The following is a 13,729-nucleotide window of genomic DNA, read 5'->3' as shown; positions in this document are numbered from 1 at the left end:
TACGTTTAAAGCGCCTTGACGTCGATGATCTCGACATCAAAGGTCAAGGTCTTGCCCGCCAGCGGGTGGTTGAAGTCGATGGTCACCTCAGTGTCATCGAAAGCTTTGACCACGCCGGGCAGCTCGGTATTCGCCGCATCGTTGAAAATCACCAGCAGCCCTTCAGACAGCTCCATATCCTGGAACTGCGAGCGCGGGATGATCTGCACATTCTGCGGGTTCGGCTGACCGAAAGCGTTTTCCGGCTCGATCGCCAGAGTCCGCTTGTCGCCCGCCTTGAAACCGAACAACGCCGCTTCGAAACCTGGCAGCAGGTTGCCGTCGCCGACCTTGAAGGTCGCCGGGGCCTTGTCGAAGGTGCTGTCTACCGTATCGCCATTCTCCAGGCGCAATGCGAAATGCAAAGTGACTTCCGTGTTCTGGCCAATGCGTTGTTCAGCCAATACCTGCTCAGTCATGAACGGCTTCTCCGGTCTTCTTGCCTTTGAACATATCCAGCGCAAGCATCACTGCACCGACGCTGATGGCGCTGTCGGCAAAGTTGAACGCTGGGAAATACCAGCGATTTTGCCAATGCACCAGGATGAAATCGATCACATGGCCCAGGGCAATGCGGTCGTAGAGGTTACCCAGGGCGCCGCCGAGTACCAGCGCCAGGGCCACGGCCAGCCAGGTTTCATTACGCCCCAGACGCTTGAGCCAGACCACCAGCACCGCACTGACCACTACCGCGATCAGGGCGAACAGCCAGCGCTGCCAGCCGGAGCTGTCAGCCAGGAAGCTGAAGGCCGCACCGGTGTTGTAGGCCAGGGTCCAGCTGAAGTAATCCGGGATCACCACGATCTGCTGGTACATCGACAATGAGCTTTCGAAGTGGAACTTGCTGGCCTGGTCAATGACCAGGACCAGCAGGCTCAACCACAGCCAGCCCAGACGGCCGAAACGGCCCGCGGCGTTAGGCATAGTGACGAACCTCGCCAGCACCGCTGATGTTGTCGACGCAGCGACCGCAGATTTCCGGGTGCTCAGGGTTCACGCCGACGTCTTCACGGCAGTGCCAGCAACGGGCGCACTTGGCGAAGGCCGACTTGACCACCTTGAGTTTCAGGCCAGGTACTTCGGTGGCCACCGCATCAGCCGGAGCCTGGGCGAAAGGTGCCAGGCTGGCGGTCGAGGTGATCAACACGAAGCGCAGTTCGTTGCTCAGTTTGCCCAGGTCAGTGGTCAGGCCGTCCTCGCCATACAGGGTGACTTCGGCCTGCAGGTTGCCACCGACGGCCTTGGCTGCACGCTGGTTCTCCAGTTCCTTGTTCACGGCGACCTTGACGGCCATCACGCCTTCCCAGTACTCGCGGCCCAGTTCGAAGTCGGCTGGCAATTCGCTCAGGCCTTCGTACCAGGTGTTGAGCATGACCGATTCGTTGCGCTCGCCCGGCAGGTACTCCCACAGCTCGTCGGCGGTGAAGGCCAGGATCGGTGCGATCCAGCGCACCAGCGCTTCGGAGATGTGATACAGCGCGGTCTGCGCCGAGCGGCGTGCCTTGCTGTTGGCGCCGGTGGTGTACTGGCGGTCCTTGATGATGTCGAGGTAGAAACCGCCCAGCTCCTGCACGCAGAAGTTGTGGATCTTCGAGTACACGTTCCAGAAGCGGTATTCGCCGTAATGCAGCTCCAGCTCGCGCTGCAGCAACAGGGTGCGGTCCACGGCCCAACGGTCCAGGGCAAGCATGTCCTCGGCCGGCAGGATGTCGGTGGCCGGATTGAAGCCGGTCAGGTTCGACAGCATGAAGCGCGCGGTGTTGCGGATCCGCCGGTAGGCGTCGGCACTGCGCTGCAGGATCTGCTCGGAAACCGCGATCTCGCCGGAGTAGTCGGTGGAGGCCACCCACAGGCGCATGATGTCGGCGCCCAGTGTGTCATTGACTTTCTGCGGCGCGATCACGTTGCCCAGGGACTTGGACATCTTGCGACCGCTTTCATCCACGGTGAAACCGTGGGTCAGCAGCTCGCGATACGGCGCGTGGCCGTCGATGGCGCAACCGGTCAGCAACGACGAGTGGAACCAGCCACGGTGTTGGTCCGAGCCTTCCAGGTACAGGTCGGCACGCGGGCCGGTGTCGTGGCCCATCGGGTGCGAGCCGCGCAGTACGTGCCAATGGGTGGTGCCCGAGTCGAACCAGACGTCGAGGGTGTCGCTGATCTTGTCGTACAGCGGCGCTTCGTCGCCCAGCAGCTCGGCGGCGTCCAGCTTGAACCAGGCTTCGATGCCCTCTTCTTCAACGCGCTGGGCCACGACTTCCATCAGCTCGACGGTACGTGGGTGCAGCTCACCGCTTTCCTTGTTCAGGAAGAACGGGATCGGCACGCCCCAGTTGCGCTGGCGGGAGATGCACCAGTCCGGACGGTTGGCGATCATCGAGTGCAGGCGCGCCTGGCCCCAGGCCGGCACGAACTGCGTCTCTTCGATGGCCTCAAGGGCACGCTTGCGCAGGGTTTCGCCGCTGGTCGGTTCCTTGTCCATGCCGATAAACCATTGCGCGGTGGCGCGGTAGATCAGCGGAGTCTTGTGGCGCCAGCAGTGCATGTAGCTGTGGACGATGGTTTCGGTGTGCATCAGCGCGCCGACTTCCGAGAGTTTCTCGACGATCGCCGGGTTGGCTTTCCAGATGAACTGGCCACCGAAGAACTCCAGGGACGGCACGTAGACGCCGTTGCTCTGCACCGGATTGAGGATGTCGTCGTTGACCATGCCGTAGGCTTTGCAGGTCACGAAGTCGTCCACGCCGTAGGCAGGCGCGGAGTGAACCACGCCGGTGCCGGCGCCCAGTTCGACGTACTCGGCCAGGTACACCGGCGACAGGCGGTCGTAGAACGGGTGGCGGAAGTTGATCAGTTCCAGTGCCGAGCCGGTAGTGGTGGCAATCACCGAGCCTTGCAGGTTGTAACGTGCCAGACACGACTCGACCAACTCTTCAGCCAGCACCAGCAGCTTGTCACCGACGTCCACCAGGGCGTAGGTGAATTCCGGGTGCACGTTGAGCGCCTGGTTGGCCGGGATGGTCCAGGGGGTCGTGGTCCAGATCACGATCGAGGCCGGTTTGGCCAGGGTCGCCAGGCCAAAGGCTTCGGCCAGCTTGTCGGCGTCGGCGATCGGGAAGGCGACGTCGATGGTCGAGGACTTTTTGTCTTCGTACTCGACTTCCGCTTCAGCCAGGGCCGAACCGCAGTCGAAGCACCAGTTCACGGGCTTGAGGCCCTTGAACACGAAACCGCCCTTGACGATTTCGGCCAAGGCACGGATTTCACCGGCCTCGTTCTTGAAGTTCATGGTCTTGTAAGGGTTGGCGAAATCGCCCAGCACGCCCAGACGGATGAATTCGGACTTCTGGCCTTCGATCTGCTCGGTGGCGTAGGCACGGCACAGTTCGCGGGTTTTATCCGCGCCCAGGTTCTTGCCGTGAGTCACTTCAACCTTGTGTTCGATCGGCAGGCCGTGGCAGTCCCAACCCGGAACATAAGGTGCGTCGAAACCCGCCAGGGTCTTCGAGCGGATGATCATGTCTTTCAGAATCTTGTTCAGCGCATGACCGATGTGAATCGTGCCGTTGGCATACGGAGGACCGTCGTGCAGAACGAACTTCGGACGATCCTTGCCAATCTCGCGCAACTTACCGTACAGGCCAATGCTGTCCCAGCGCTGCAGAATCTGCGGTTCGCGCTGAGGCAGGCCGGCCTTCATTGGGAAGGCGGTGTCCGGAAGGTTTAGCGTGGCTTTATAGTCGGTCATTTAAGGCTCTTCATTAGCGATTGGCGCTATGGATACGTGCAACTTGGGCACGGGCGGCGGCAACATCCGCATTGATCGCCGTCTTCAACGCCTCCAGAGAGGCGAAACGCTGCTCTTCACGCAGCTTGTGGTGGAAAACCACCGTCAAACGCCGGTCATACAAATCGCCGGCAAAATCTAAAAGATGGACTTCCAGGTGGGCCTTGCCATCACCTGCAACCGTAGGCCGAACGCCGATATTGGCGACGCCGGGCCAAGGCTGGCCGTCGATTTCGACACTCACCAGGTACACCCCGGAAAGCGGCACGCGACGGCGCTTGAGCTGCACATTGGCGGTAGGCGTACCCAATTGGCGCGCCAGCTTCTGACCGTGCAGAACCCGTCCGGCAATACGGAACGGGCGACCCAGCAAACGCTCGGCCAACTCAAAATCAGCCGCGGCCAGGGCGTTACGGACCTGGGTGCTGCTGACACGTAAACCGTCCAGTTCCACGGTCTGCGCCGCTTCGACGGTAAACCCCCGGGCGCTCCCGGCCTGTTGCAGGAAATCGAAATCCCCTACCCGGTCGCAGCCAAAACGGAAGTCGTCGCCGACTTCCAGATGCTGCACTCCCAGGCCATCCACCAGAATGGTATCGACGAATTCACTGGCGCCGAGCTTGCTGAGGCGCTGATTGAATGCCAGGCACAACACGCGGTCGACGCCCTCGTCAGCCAGCAGCTGCAACTTGTCACGCAGGCGTGCCAGGCGCGCTGGAGCGGTGTCCGGCGCAAAGAACTCGCGGGGCTGCGGCTCGAAAATCACCACGCAGCTGGGCACGCCCAACTCGAGCGCGCGCTCACGCAGCCGGCCCAGGATAGCCTGGTGGCCACGGTGAACACCGTCAAAGTTGCCAATAGTGGCGACACAGCCCCGATGCTGGGGGCGCAGGTTGTGGAGACCTCGAACCAGCTGCATAACGCGCTTCTTGCTCATAAAGTGGTCGATTATAACCACACCCGGCGGTCGGCGACAGGCAACACCACCACCCAAAGTGATCGAACCGATAAAACCAGGGTCCGATCACGGCTCAACGCCAGGCAGGCGTCAGTTCAAGCCCTTGCGATTGAAGTCCCGCAGGCGAAAGCCCAGCAGCGCCAGCATGCCGAAATACGTCACCACCCCGGCCAGCACCAACGCCCCAAGGCGCAGAAAGCGTTGCAGCATATGCCCCTGGTCCCAGGCCGGCATCACGTACATCAACCCCAGCAGTACCGCCGACATCACCAGCACCGCGATCACCAGCTTGAGGGCGAACAGCCCCCAGCCCGGCTGCGGCTGGAACATCTTCTGCTTGCGCAACTGATAGAACAGCAAGCCGGCGTTGATGCAGGCACCACCGCTGATCGCCAGGGCCAGCCCGGCATGCTTCAAGGGACCGATAAACACCAGGTTGAGCAACTGCGTGACGATCAGGGTAAAAATCGCGATTTTGACCGGCGTCCGAATGTTTTGCTGGGCATAGAAGCCCGGCGCCAGGACCTTGATCACAATAATCCCGAGCAGGCCAATAGAGTAGGCAACCAGCGCCCGCTGAGTCATGGCGGCATCCAGCGCGCTGAATTCACCGTACTGGAACAGCGAAACCGTCAGCGGCTCGGCAAGAATCCCCAGGGCCAGGGCACAAGGCAGCACCAGCACAAAACACAGGCGCAAGCCCCAATCGAGAATTCGCGAATACTCGTGGCGATCCTGGCTGGCGTAGGTCTTGGCCAGGGTCGGCAACAGAATAGTGCCCAATGCCACCCCCAGCACACCGGACGGCAACTCCATCAGGCGGTCGGCGTAGTACATCCAGGACACGGAGCCTGCGACCAGGAACGAGGCAAAAATAGTGTTGATGATCAGTGAAATCTGACTCACCGAGACCCCGAGAATCGCCGGCAGCATCTGCTTCATCACCCGCCAGACCCCAGTGTCATGCAGGTTCAGCCGTGGCAGCACCAGCATGCCGATCTTGCGCAGGTGCGGCAGCTGGTACAGCAACTGCGCCAGGCCACCGGCCAATACGGCCCAGCCCAGGGCCATCACCGGCGGGTCGAAGTAAGGCGTCAGAAACAGGGCAAAGATGATCATGCTCACATTGAGCAGGGTCGGCACAAAGGCCGGCACCGAGAAACGGTTCCAGGTATTGAGGATCGCCCCCGCCAGCGAGGACAGGGAAATCAGCAATATATAAGGGAAGGTCACCCGCAGCAGGTCAGAGGTCAGGGCGAACTTTTCCGGCGTATCGGCAAAACCCGGCGCCGTCGCCCAGATCACCCAAGGCGCGAAAATCATCCCCAGGGCCGTGACCAGCGCCAGCACCAGGGTCAACAGACCCGACACATAAGCGATGAAGGTCCGAGTCGCCTCCTCGCCCTGCTGGCTTTTATATTCCGCCAGGATCGGCACGAACGCTTGGGAGAAAGCCCCCTCGGCAAAGATCCGGCGCAGCAGATTGGGCAACTTGAAGGCAATGAAGAAGGCATCGGTAGCCATGCCGGCACCGAAGGCACGCGCGATGATGGTGTCACGAACAAACCCCAACACCCGGGAAATCATGGTGATAGAGCTGACAGCGGCCAACGATTTGAGCAGGTTCATTGAAAGGTTTTTTGCCTGTAGATAAACAGCAGGCGAACAATGCGCCTACTTATGCGATACTCCGCGCCGCAACAGCACAGAGCCAAAGCTCGCGAGTTTACAGGTCAAGCGCCGGAAATAAATATCCCGCCTCTTCAGATCGACCACTCAGCGGAACGCATCACCCGCCCTTGACAAGACTTCAACTCATCGGCATGATTCGCGGCCTATTTTGTTTGCTATTTCCCAAAAAGTCTTTCGAGGAGCTCGACGGTGGCCAACACACCTTCCGCCAAAAAACGTGCAAAACAGGCTGAGAAGCGTCGCAGCCACAACGCCAGCCTGCGTTCCATGGTTCGTACCTACATCAAGAATGTAGTTAAAGCCATCGACGCAAAAGACGCTGAAAAAGCGCAAGCTGCTTATGTTCTGGCCGTGCCAGTTATCGACCGTATGGCCGATAAAGGCATCATCCACAAGAACAAAGCTGCTCGCCATAAAGGTCGTCTGAATGGCCACATCAAGGCGTTGAACCTTGCTGCTGCAGCCTAAGCGACACGCTTGTTAAAAAACCGACCCTAGGGTCGGTTTTTTATTGCCTACGATTCGGCAGCACCACCACCAACCCGCTCACCCCTTGCAGAGGGCGAGCCGGCCGGCAAAAGCAGTTACTGTGGCTGGACCCACGGAAGGATCGGAATCGCCGTCACCGCATTCTGCGGGCTGCCCTCGATCAAGCGATCGCTGTAGACCAGATACACCAGCGTATTGCGCTTCTTGTCGAGGAAGCGCACCACCTGCATGGTCTTGAACACCAGCGAAGTTCGCTCCTTGAATACCTCCTCGCCATCCTTGAGCTCGCCCTTGAAGCTGATAGGCCCGACCTGACGGCAGGCAATCGACGCCTCGGCACGATCCTCGGCCAGACCCAGGCCACCCTTCACCCCACCCGTCTTGGCTCGCGACAGGTAGCAAGTCACACCCTCGACCCGAGGATCATCGAACGCCTCGACCACAATGCGATCGTTCGGCCCGACAAATTTGAACACCGTGGACACCTGGCCAATTTCCTCAGCGGACGCCAGGAGCGGCATCGCCAACAGCACACCCAACAACCCTTTTGCTACGCGCATTGGTTTTTTCCCTAAATGACTCGAATCACTGCTTAAACCAGGATCAGGTTATCGCGATGCACCAGCTCCGGCTCAGCCATGTAGCCCAGCAGACCGACAATTGCATCAGACGACTGACCAATGATCTTCTGCGCCTCAAGCGCACTGTAGTTGGCCAGGCCGCGAGCGATCTCCCGCCCGTCCGGCGCCACGCAGACCACCATCTCGCCCCGACGGAAACCGCCCTGGACCTGCTTCACACCCACCGGCAACAAACTCTTGTTGCCCTGGGACAGCGCCGAGACCGCTCCCGCATCCAGCACCAGAGTGCCGCGGGTCTGCAAGTGCCCAGCCAGCCACTGCTTGCGCGCCGCCAGCATGCCGCGTTCCGGCGAGAGCAAGGTACCGATGCGCTCACCCGCCTTCAGACGGTCCAGGACTCGCTCCAGACGCCCGCCAACAATAATGGTGTGCGCCCCGGAGCGCGCCGCCAGACGCGCCGCGCGCAGCTTGGTCTGCATGCCGCCACGCCCCAGCGCACCGCCGGTGCCGCCGGCCACCGCATCCAGCGCCGGATCATCGGCCCGCGCTTCGTAAATCAGCTGGGCGTCCGGGTTATTGCGCGGATCAGCATCGAACATGCCATCACGGTCGGTAAGGATCACCAACAGATCAGCCTCGACCAGGTTCGCCACCAGCGCCGCCAGGGTGTCGTTGTCGCCAAAACGGATTTCGTCGGTCACCACGGTGTCATTCTCGTTGATCACCGGGATCACCTTGAGCTCGACCAGGGCACGCAAGGTACTGCGAGCGTTGAGGTAGCGCTTGCGATCGGAGAGGTCGTCATGGGTCAGGAGGATCTGCGCAGTGTGCCGGCCATGCTCGGCAAAGCTCGACTCCCAGGCCTGCACCAAGCCCATCTGGCCAATGGCAGCGGCCGCCTGCAACTCGTGCATCGCACTGGGTCGCGAGGTCCAGCCCAGACGGCTCATGCCAGCCGCTACCGCTCCCGAAGAAACCAGCACTAACTCGACGCCAGCCTCGTGCAAGGCCACCATCTGCTCGACCCACACACCCATTGCCGCACGATCCAGGCCCTTGCCATCCGCCGTCAGCAGTGCACTGCCGATCTTCACGACCCAGCGCTGCGCACCCGTCACCTTGCTCCGCATCTTCTTCAACCTTAGCTTGAGGACAGCACGACCCAGCACTGCCCGTAACGTTATTCGTGACTATCGATTTCCGGATACTAAAACGCCGCTCGATTGAGCGGCGCTTAAGTTTACTGCAAGGAATCAGTCACGCACGTAAATGATTTCCGGACCATCTTCGTCATCCACATCTTCTTCGTCCCAGTCATCGTCACCGATGTCATGGACCGACTTCACGCCGCTACGGCGCAGGGCACGCTGGTCATCCAGGGCCTGCAACTGAGCACGGGCTTCGTCTTCGATGCGCTGATCGAGCTCGGCCAGCTCTTCCTTGTAGGCCGGGTCATTGGCCAGGCGATCGGCACGATCTTCCATGTAACGCATGATGTCGTGGCACAGACGCTCGGTACCCAGCTTGGAGATGGCCGAGATCACGTAGACCGGACCGGTCCACTCCAGACGATCAACGATTTCCTTGACCCGAGCATCGTGCTCTTCTTCAAGAATCTGGTCGCACTTGTTCAGCACCAGCCAGCGATCACGCTCAGCCAGCGACGGGCTGAACTTGGTCAGCTCGCTGACAATCACTTCTGCAGCATCCGGCGCACTGGAGTCATCCAGCGGCGCCATATCCACGAGGTGCAACAGCAGGCGTGTACGGGACAAATGCTTGAGGAAACGAATCCCCAGGCCAGCGCCATCGGAAGCGCCCTCAATCAGGCCCGGAATATCCGCAACCACGAAGCTTTTCCAGCGATCGACACTGACCACACCCAGGTTCGGCACCAGGGTGGTGAACGGGTAGTCGGCCACTTTCGGCTTAGCGGCCGAAACCGAACGGATAAAGGTACTTTTACCGGCGTTCGGCAAACCCAGCAGACCCACGTCCGCCAAGACCTTCATTTCCAGCTTGAGGTCACGCGCCTCACCCGGCTTGCCCGGAGTGGTCTGGCGCGGCGCACGGTTGGTGCTGGATTTGAATCGGGTGTTGCCCAGACCGTGCCAGCCGCCATGGGCTACCAGCAGTTTCTGGCCGGCCTTGGTCAGGTCGCCAATCACTTCCTGGGTAGCGGAATCGATGACCGTGGTGCCAACCGGCACCCGCAGCACCAGCTCCTCACCCTTTTTACCGGTGCAATCGGTGCTGCCGCCGTTGGAGCCACGCTCGGCATCGAAGTGCCGGGTGTAACGGTAGTCCACCAGGGTGTTGAGGTTTTCGTCGGCAACCATATAGACCGAGCCGCCATCACCACCGTCGCCGCCGTTCGGGCCGCCGTTTTCAATGAATTTTTCGCGACGGAAGCTCATGCAACCGTTGCCGCCGTCGCCGGCCTTTACTCGAATCGATACTTCATCAACAAACTTCATAACAGAACGCCTCTCGCCATACGGACGAGCCGAAAAATCAAGACATAAGACTCTTGCAAAAATGAGCGCAGCGACCTCAAGCAACGACCGCAAATCCAGCTGCTTTCGCCCATCACAAACAGCTTTGCAAGAGACTCACCCCACAAACGAAAAAGCCCCGTCGCGAGACAGGGCTTTTCCAGCAACTACGCAATTATGCCGCGACGACTTCAGTCTTCGGGACAATGCTCACGTAACGGCGGTTGAAAGCGCCTTTTACTTCGAACTTGATCACGCCGTCGATTTTAGCGAACAGAGTGTGATCTTTGCCCATGCCAACGCCGTAGCCAGCGTGGAATTGGGTGCCGCGCTGACGCACGATGATGTTGCCCGGAATGATGACCTGGCCGCCATACATCTTCACGCCAAGGCGTTTGGCTTCTGAGTCGCGACCGTTACGGGTACTACCACCAGCTTTTTTGTGTGCCATGAGTTCAATTCTCCTAGTGAGGAATTAGGCTGAAATTAAGCCTGAATACCGGTGATTTTGATCTCGGTGTACCACTGGCGGTGGCCCATACGCTTCATGTGGTGCTTACGACGACGGAACTTGATGATGCGGATTTTATCGTGACGACCTTGGGAGATCACTTCAGCCACAACGGTAGCGCCAGCAACAACTGGAGCACCGATATTCACGTCATCGCCATTGGCGACCAACAGAACGCGATCAAAAGTTACGGATTCGCCGGTAGCGATTTCCAGTTTTTCAATCTTCAGGTATTCACCTGGGGCGACTTTGTATTGCTTGCCACCAGTAACGATTACTGCGTACGACATGGTATTTCTCCGATAATCCTGCTCACCCAGCTCTTTATAAGAAGAGGTATTGGCTGGCATGGCTGCATGGGGCTGGAACGGCCCAAGTGCAATTGCGTAAGGCAGGTGCTGCCCAGGAAGTTCAGGGTGCGCGATTGTACGCAAGGAGCAAAGCCGATGCAAGTGCCTGTCCATAGCGCCTTGACAGGCCCGGACGCGGGTCCTAGCATGCCGCGCAACCCTTCTGGAGCGACTCTCGCTGATGCAACCCCAAGCTTTCTACCGCGCGGTGGCGGACGATTTTAGCGCCGTCGACGGCATCATCAAGAAGCAGCTGACTTCCCGGGTGCCGCTGGTATCGAAAATCGGCGACTACATCACCTCGGCCGGGGGCAAGCGCCTGCGTCCTTTATTGGTGCTGTTGTGTGGCAAGGCCCTGGGTCGCGAAGGCGACGACATGCGCCTGCTGGCCGCTACCATCGAATTCCTGCACACCGCCACCCTGCTGCATGACGACGTGGTCGACATGTCCGGCATGCGCCGTGGCCGCTCCACGGCCAACGCCATGTGGGGCAATGCGCCGAGCGTACTGGTGGGCGACTTCCTGTACTCGCGCTCGTTCGAAATGATGGTCGAGCTGGGCTCGATGCCGGTCATGAAGATTCTTTCCCAAGCCACCCGCATCATCGCCGAAGGCGAAGTGCTGCAGCTGTCGAAAGTCCGTGACGCCAGCACCACCGAAGAAACCTATATGGAAGTCATCGGCGGCAAGACCGCGATGCTCTTCGAAGCGTCGACCCACAGTGCCGCAGCCCTGGCTGGCGCCACGCCTGAGCAAAGCGAAGCGCTGCGCACCTTTGGCGATCACCTGGGGGTGGCCTTCCAACTGGTCGACGACCTGCTGGACTACCGCGGCGACGCCGAGACCCTGGGCAAGAACGTCGGTGACGATCTGGCCGAGGGCAAGCCGACCCTGCCGCTGATCTACACCATGCGCGAAGGCACCGCCGAACAGGCCGCGCTGGTTCGCCAGGCGATCCAGAAAGGCGGCATCGAAGACCTGGAAAGCATCCGCGCTGCCGTGGAAGCCTCGGGTTCCCTGGATTACACCGCACAACTGGCCCGCGACTACGTAGCCCGCGCCATCAGCTGCCTCGAAGCCCTGCCGCCAAGCGAATACCGCGATGCACTGGTGGAACTGAGCGAGTTCGCGGTCGCCCGCACGCACTGATCCCCCGCATGCACTGGAGCCGGCCAGCCGGCTCCAACGGGCATCCCGCCCCTCTCCCGGCTAAAACCCTATACAATGTGCGCTTTTTAGCCATCCTGAAACTCAAGGAGCTTTAGTGAGCACGTTGCCACCCTGCCCAAAATGCAATTCCGAATACACCTATGAAGACGGCGCACAGCTGATCTGCCCGGAATGCGCCCACGAGTGGTCCGCCAGCGGCGAAGCCGAAGTAGCGTCCGATGAAAGCGTGAAAAAAGACTCGGTGGGTAACGTCCTGCAAGATGGCGACACCATCACCGTGATCAAGGACCTCAAGGTCAAGGGCACGTCCCTGGTGGTCAAGGTCGGCACCAAGGTCAAGAATATCCGCCTGTGCGATGGCGACCATGACATCGACTGCAAAATCGACGGCATCGGCCCGATGAAACTCAAGTCAGAGTTCGTGCGCAAGGTCTGATCCCCCTGCCCATCCCGCGTACTACGCGGGATGGCGCCATCTCCCCGCCTCATCCCCCACTAATCCCCTCCCAATAGCAAAAGGCCAGTCGAGTTGATCGACAGCAATTTCTGCCTAGAAAAAAGCAGAAACCGCCAATAGGTACTTGCTATTCATTGAATAAGAATTATTCTCATTGAACCCATCAAGGAGATGAGACCCATGACTTATTTGATCGACGCGTGGCTGGATCGCCCACACCCTTACCTGAGAATCCTTCATCGGGAAACCGGGGAAGTCTGTGCGGTGCTGGAAGAAGAGGCTCTGAACGAGCTGCAGGACCAGGGTGACCTGGATTTCAACGGCTTGAGTTCCAGCGAACCGATGGTGCTCAAGGAACTGGTGCGCAACCTGTTTTTGTTCTGTTACGCCAGAGCCTTGCGCCCGGCGTCAGAACTCAGCAGCAAGTTTCAGGTATGAGCGTCACTGCAAAACCTGCGGGGGCTGGCTTGCCAGCGATGGCATGCGCACGGGTTCAAGGCTGAACCGCGCCGCCTGCATCGCCGGCGAACCGGCTCCCGCATTCGCTACGACTTAGAGTACGTCGAGCAGCTCGACGTCAAACACCAGGACGCTGTGCGGCGGGATGCTGCCTACGCCTTGCGCGCCGTAAGCCAGTTCGCTCGGCACGTACAGACGCCATTTGCTACCGGCGTTCATCAGTTGCAGGGCTTCGGTCCAGCCGGCGATCACGCCACCCACCGGAAACTCTGCAGGCTGGCCGCGCTCGTAGGAGCTGTCGAACACAGTGCCGTCGATCAGGGTGCCGTGGTAATGAGTACGCACGCTGTCTTCACGGGATGGCTTGGCGCCCTCGCCCGCAGTCAGCACTTCGAATTGCAGGCCGGAAGCCAGGGTAGTGATGCCATCGCGCTTGGCGTTTTCAGCCAGGAAAGCCAGGCCTTCGCCCGCAGCTGCTTCAGCCTTGGCGGCCGCTTCGGCCTGCATGATTTCACGAATGACCTTGAAGCTGGCGGACAGCTCGTCCTGGCCTACACGGCTTGGCTTGCCGGCGAAAGCGTCGGTCAGGCCGGCCAGGATCGCGTCCAGGCTCACGCCCGGCGGCGGGTTGTCGCGCAGCTGGTCGCCCAACTGACGGCCGATGCCGTAGCTGACGCGGGTTTCGTCGGTGGACAGATTTACTTCGGACATGGAACTGCTCCGCTGTGCGGACGGCTCGG

At 60.2% G+C, this 13,729-nt stretch carries 15 protein-coding genes; 4 read left to right on the top strand and 11 right to left on the bottom strand.

Going from position 1 to position 13,729, the window contains the following annotated elements:
- Nucleotides 1–5 precede the first annotated feature (5 nt).
- The 5 genes from fkpB to murJ form a co-directional block, all read right to left on the bottom strand.
- Complete coding sequence (gene fkpB / locus MF4836_RS20360; protein WP_178102971.1) at nucleotides 6–443, bottom strand: FKBP-type peptidyl-prolyl cis-trans isomerase; 438 nt, start codon at nucleotides 441–443, stop codon at nucleotides 6–8.
- Nucleotides 444–450: 7 nt separating this feature from the next.
- Nucleotides 451–963 (bottom strand): signal peptidase II, encoded by a 513-nt coding sequence (gene lspA / locus MF4836_RS20355; RefSeq protein ID WP_020296453.1) that lies wholly within the window; start codon nucleotides 961–963, stop codon nucleotides 451–453.
- Entirely contained in the window at nucleotides 956–3,787 is a 2,832-nt protein-coding gene (ileS, locus tag MF4836_RS20350) for an isoleucine--tRNA ligase (protein ID WP_078471761.1), read from the bottom strand. The genes lspA and ileS overlap by 8 nt, the downstream gene beginning before the upstream one ends.
- 13 nt (nucleotides 3,788–3,800) lie before the next feature.
- The gene (ribF, locus tag MF4836_RS20345; RefSeq protein ID WP_102047927.1) at nucleotides 3,801–4,745 is read right to left on the bottom strand and encodes a bifunctional riboflavin kinase/FAD synthetase; all 945 of its coding nucleotides are present in this window, start codon (nucleotides 4,743–4,745) and stop codon (nucleotides 3,801–3,803) included.
- Between the two features lie 129 nt (nucleotides 4,746–4,874).
- Nucleotides 4,875–6,413 (bottom strand): murein biosynthesis integral membrane protein MurJ, encoded by a 1,539-nt coding sequence (murJ, locus tag MF4836_RS20340; RefSeq protein WP_078471759.1) that lies wholly within the window; start codon nucleotides 6,411–6,413, stop codon nucleotides 4,875–4,877.
- A 252-nt stretch (nucleotides 6,414–6,665) separates the two neighbouring features.
- Here murJ and rpsT point away from each other — a divergent pair, with 252 nt between their 5' ends.
- Nucleotides 6,666–6,944: a 30S ribosomal protein S20 gene (gene rpsT, locus MF4836_RS20330; protein WP_003215870.1), complete on the top strand. Its 279-nt coding sequence runs from the start codon at nucleotides 6,666–6,668 to the stop codon at nucleotides 6,942–6,944.
- Nucleotides 6,945–7,060: 116 nt separating this feature from the next.
- Here rpsT and MF4836_RS20325 read toward each other — a convergent pair whose 3' ends face one another.
- The 5 genes from MF4836_RS20325 to rplU form a co-directional block, all read right to left on the bottom strand.
- Nucleotides 7,061–7,525, bottom strand: coding sequence for a CreA family protein (locus tag MF4836_RS20325; protein ID WP_078471758.1), 465 nt, complete (start codon nucleotides 7,523–7,525; stop codon nucleotides 7,061–7,063).
- Between the two features lie 32 nt (nucleotides 7,526–7,557).
- Entirely contained in the window at nucleotides 7,558–8,676 is a 1,119-nt protein-coding gene (proB, locus tag MF4836_RS20320; protein ID WP_078471757.1) for a glutamate 5-kinase, read from the bottom strand.
- Nucleotides 8,677–8,799: 123 nt separating this feature from the next.
- Entirely contained in the window at nucleotides 8,800–10,023 is a 1,224-nt protein-coding gene (gene cgtA / locus MF4836_RS20315) for an Obg family GTPase CgtA (RefSeq protein WP_020296447.1), read from the bottom strand.
- 193 nt (nucleotides 10,024–10,216) lie between these two features.
- Nucleotides 10,217–10,492 (bottom strand): 50S ribosomal protein L27, encoded by a 276-nt coding sequence (gene rpmA, locus MF4836_RS20310; RefSeq protein WP_003215862.1) that lies wholly within the window; start codon nucleotides 10,490–10,492, stop codon nucleotides 10,217–10,219.
- 35 nt (nucleotides 10,493–10,527) lie between these two features.
- Nucleotides 10,528–10,842, bottom strand: coding sequence for a 50S ribosomal protein L21 (gene rplU / locus MF4836_RS20305; protein WP_003230856.1), 315 nt, complete (start codon nucleotides 10,840–10,842; stop codon nucleotides 10,528–10,530).
- A 241-nt stretch (nucleotides 10,843–11,083) separates the two neighbouring features.
- On the opposite strand from rplU, the gene MF4836_RS20300 reads away from it, so the two are divergent.
- The 3 genes from MF4836_RS20300 (at nucleotide 11,084) to MF4836_RS20290 (ending at nucleotide 12,968) form a co-directional block, all read left to right on the top strand.
- Nucleotides 11,084–12,052: a polyprenyl synthetase family protein gene (locus MF4836_RS20300; RefSeq protein WP_078471756.1), complete on the top strand. Its 969-nt coding sequence runs from the start codon at nucleotides 11,084–11,086 to the stop codon at nucleotides 12,050–12,052.
- A 115-nt stretch (nucleotides 12,053–12,167) separates the two neighbouring features.
- Complete coding sequence (locus MF4836_RS20295; RefSeq protein ID WP_020296444.1) at nucleotides 12,168–12,509, top strand: zinc ribbon domain-containing protein YjdM; 342 nt, start codon at nucleotides 12,168–12,170, stop codon at nucleotides 12,507–12,509.
- Nucleotides 12,510–12,710: 201 nt separating this feature from the next.
- A complete protein-coding gene (locus MF4836_RS20290; RefSeq protein ID WP_020296443.1) occupies nucleotides 12,711–12,968 on the top strand; it encodes a PA4570 family protein in 258 nt (85 codons plus the stop codon).
- Nucleotides 12,969–13,082: 114 nt separating this feature from the next.
- On the opposite strand, the gene MF4836_RS20285 is transcribed toward MF4836_RS20290, so the two are convergent.
- Complete coding sequence (locus MF4836_RS20285) at nucleotides 13,083–13,700, bottom strand: FKBP-type peptidyl-prolyl cis-trans isomerase (RefSeq protein ID WP_020296442.1); 618 nt, start codon at nucleotides 13,698–13,700, stop codon at nucleotides 13,083–13,085.
- Between the last annotated feature and the right edge of the window lie 29 nt (nucleotides 13,701–13,729).

This window comes from Pseudomonas sp. MF4836, from assembly GCF_002018875.1.
GTDB lineage: Bacteria > Pseudomonadota > Gammaproteobacteria > Pseudomonadales > Pseudomonadaceae > Aquipseudomonas.
Note: the sequence above shows the minus strand (reverse complement) of the source record. Positions and strands in the feature narration are given on the sequence as shown.

Coding starts and splice junctions, on each gene's coding strand:
- MF4836_RS20300 (WP_078471756.1), top strand. CDS start 11,084: ATGCAACCCCAAGCTTTCTACCGCGCGGTGGCGGACGATTTTAGCGCC.
- MF4836_RS20325 (WP_078471758.1), bottom strand. CDS start 7,525: ATGCGCGTAGCAAAAGGGTTGTTGGGTGTGCTGTTGGCGATGCCGCTC.
- ileS (WP_078471761.1), bottom strand. CDS start 3,787: ATGACCGACTATAAAGCCACGCTAAACCTTCCGGACACCGCCTTCCCA.
- proB (WP_078471757.1), bottom strand. CDS start 8,676: ATGCGGAGCAAGGTGACGGGTGCGCAGCGCTGGGTCGTGAAGATCGGC.
- murJ (WP_078471759.1), bottom strand. CDS start 6,413: ATGAACCTGCTCAAATCGTTGGCCGCTGTCAGCTCTATCACCATGATT.
- MF4836_RS20290 (WP_020296443.1), top strand. CDS start 12,711: ATGACTTATTTGATCGACGCGTGGCTGGATCGCCCACACCCTTACCTG.
- rplU (WP_003230856.1), bottom strand. CDS start 10,842: ATGTCGTACGCAGTAATCGTTACTGGTGGCAAGCAATACAAAGTCGCC.
- ribF (WP_102047927.1), bottom strand. CDS start 4,745: ATGCAGCTGGTTCGAGGTCTCCACAACCTGCGCCCCCAGCATCGGGGC.
- cgtA (WP_020296447.1), bottom strand. CDS start 10,023: ATGAAGTTTGTTGATGAAGTATCGATTCGAGTAAAGGCCGGCGACGGC.
- MF4836_RS20285 (WP_020296442.1), bottom strand. CDS start 13,700: ATGTCCGAAGTAAATCTGTCCACCGACGAAACCCGCGTCAGCTACGGC.
- lspA (WP_020296453.1), bottom strand. CDS start 963: ATGCCTAACGCCGCGGGCCGTTTCGGCCGTCTGGGCTGGCTGTGGTTG.
- rpmA (WP_003215862.1), bottom strand. CDS start 10,492: ATGGCACACAAAAAAGCTGGTGGTAGTACCCGTAACGGTCGCGACTCA.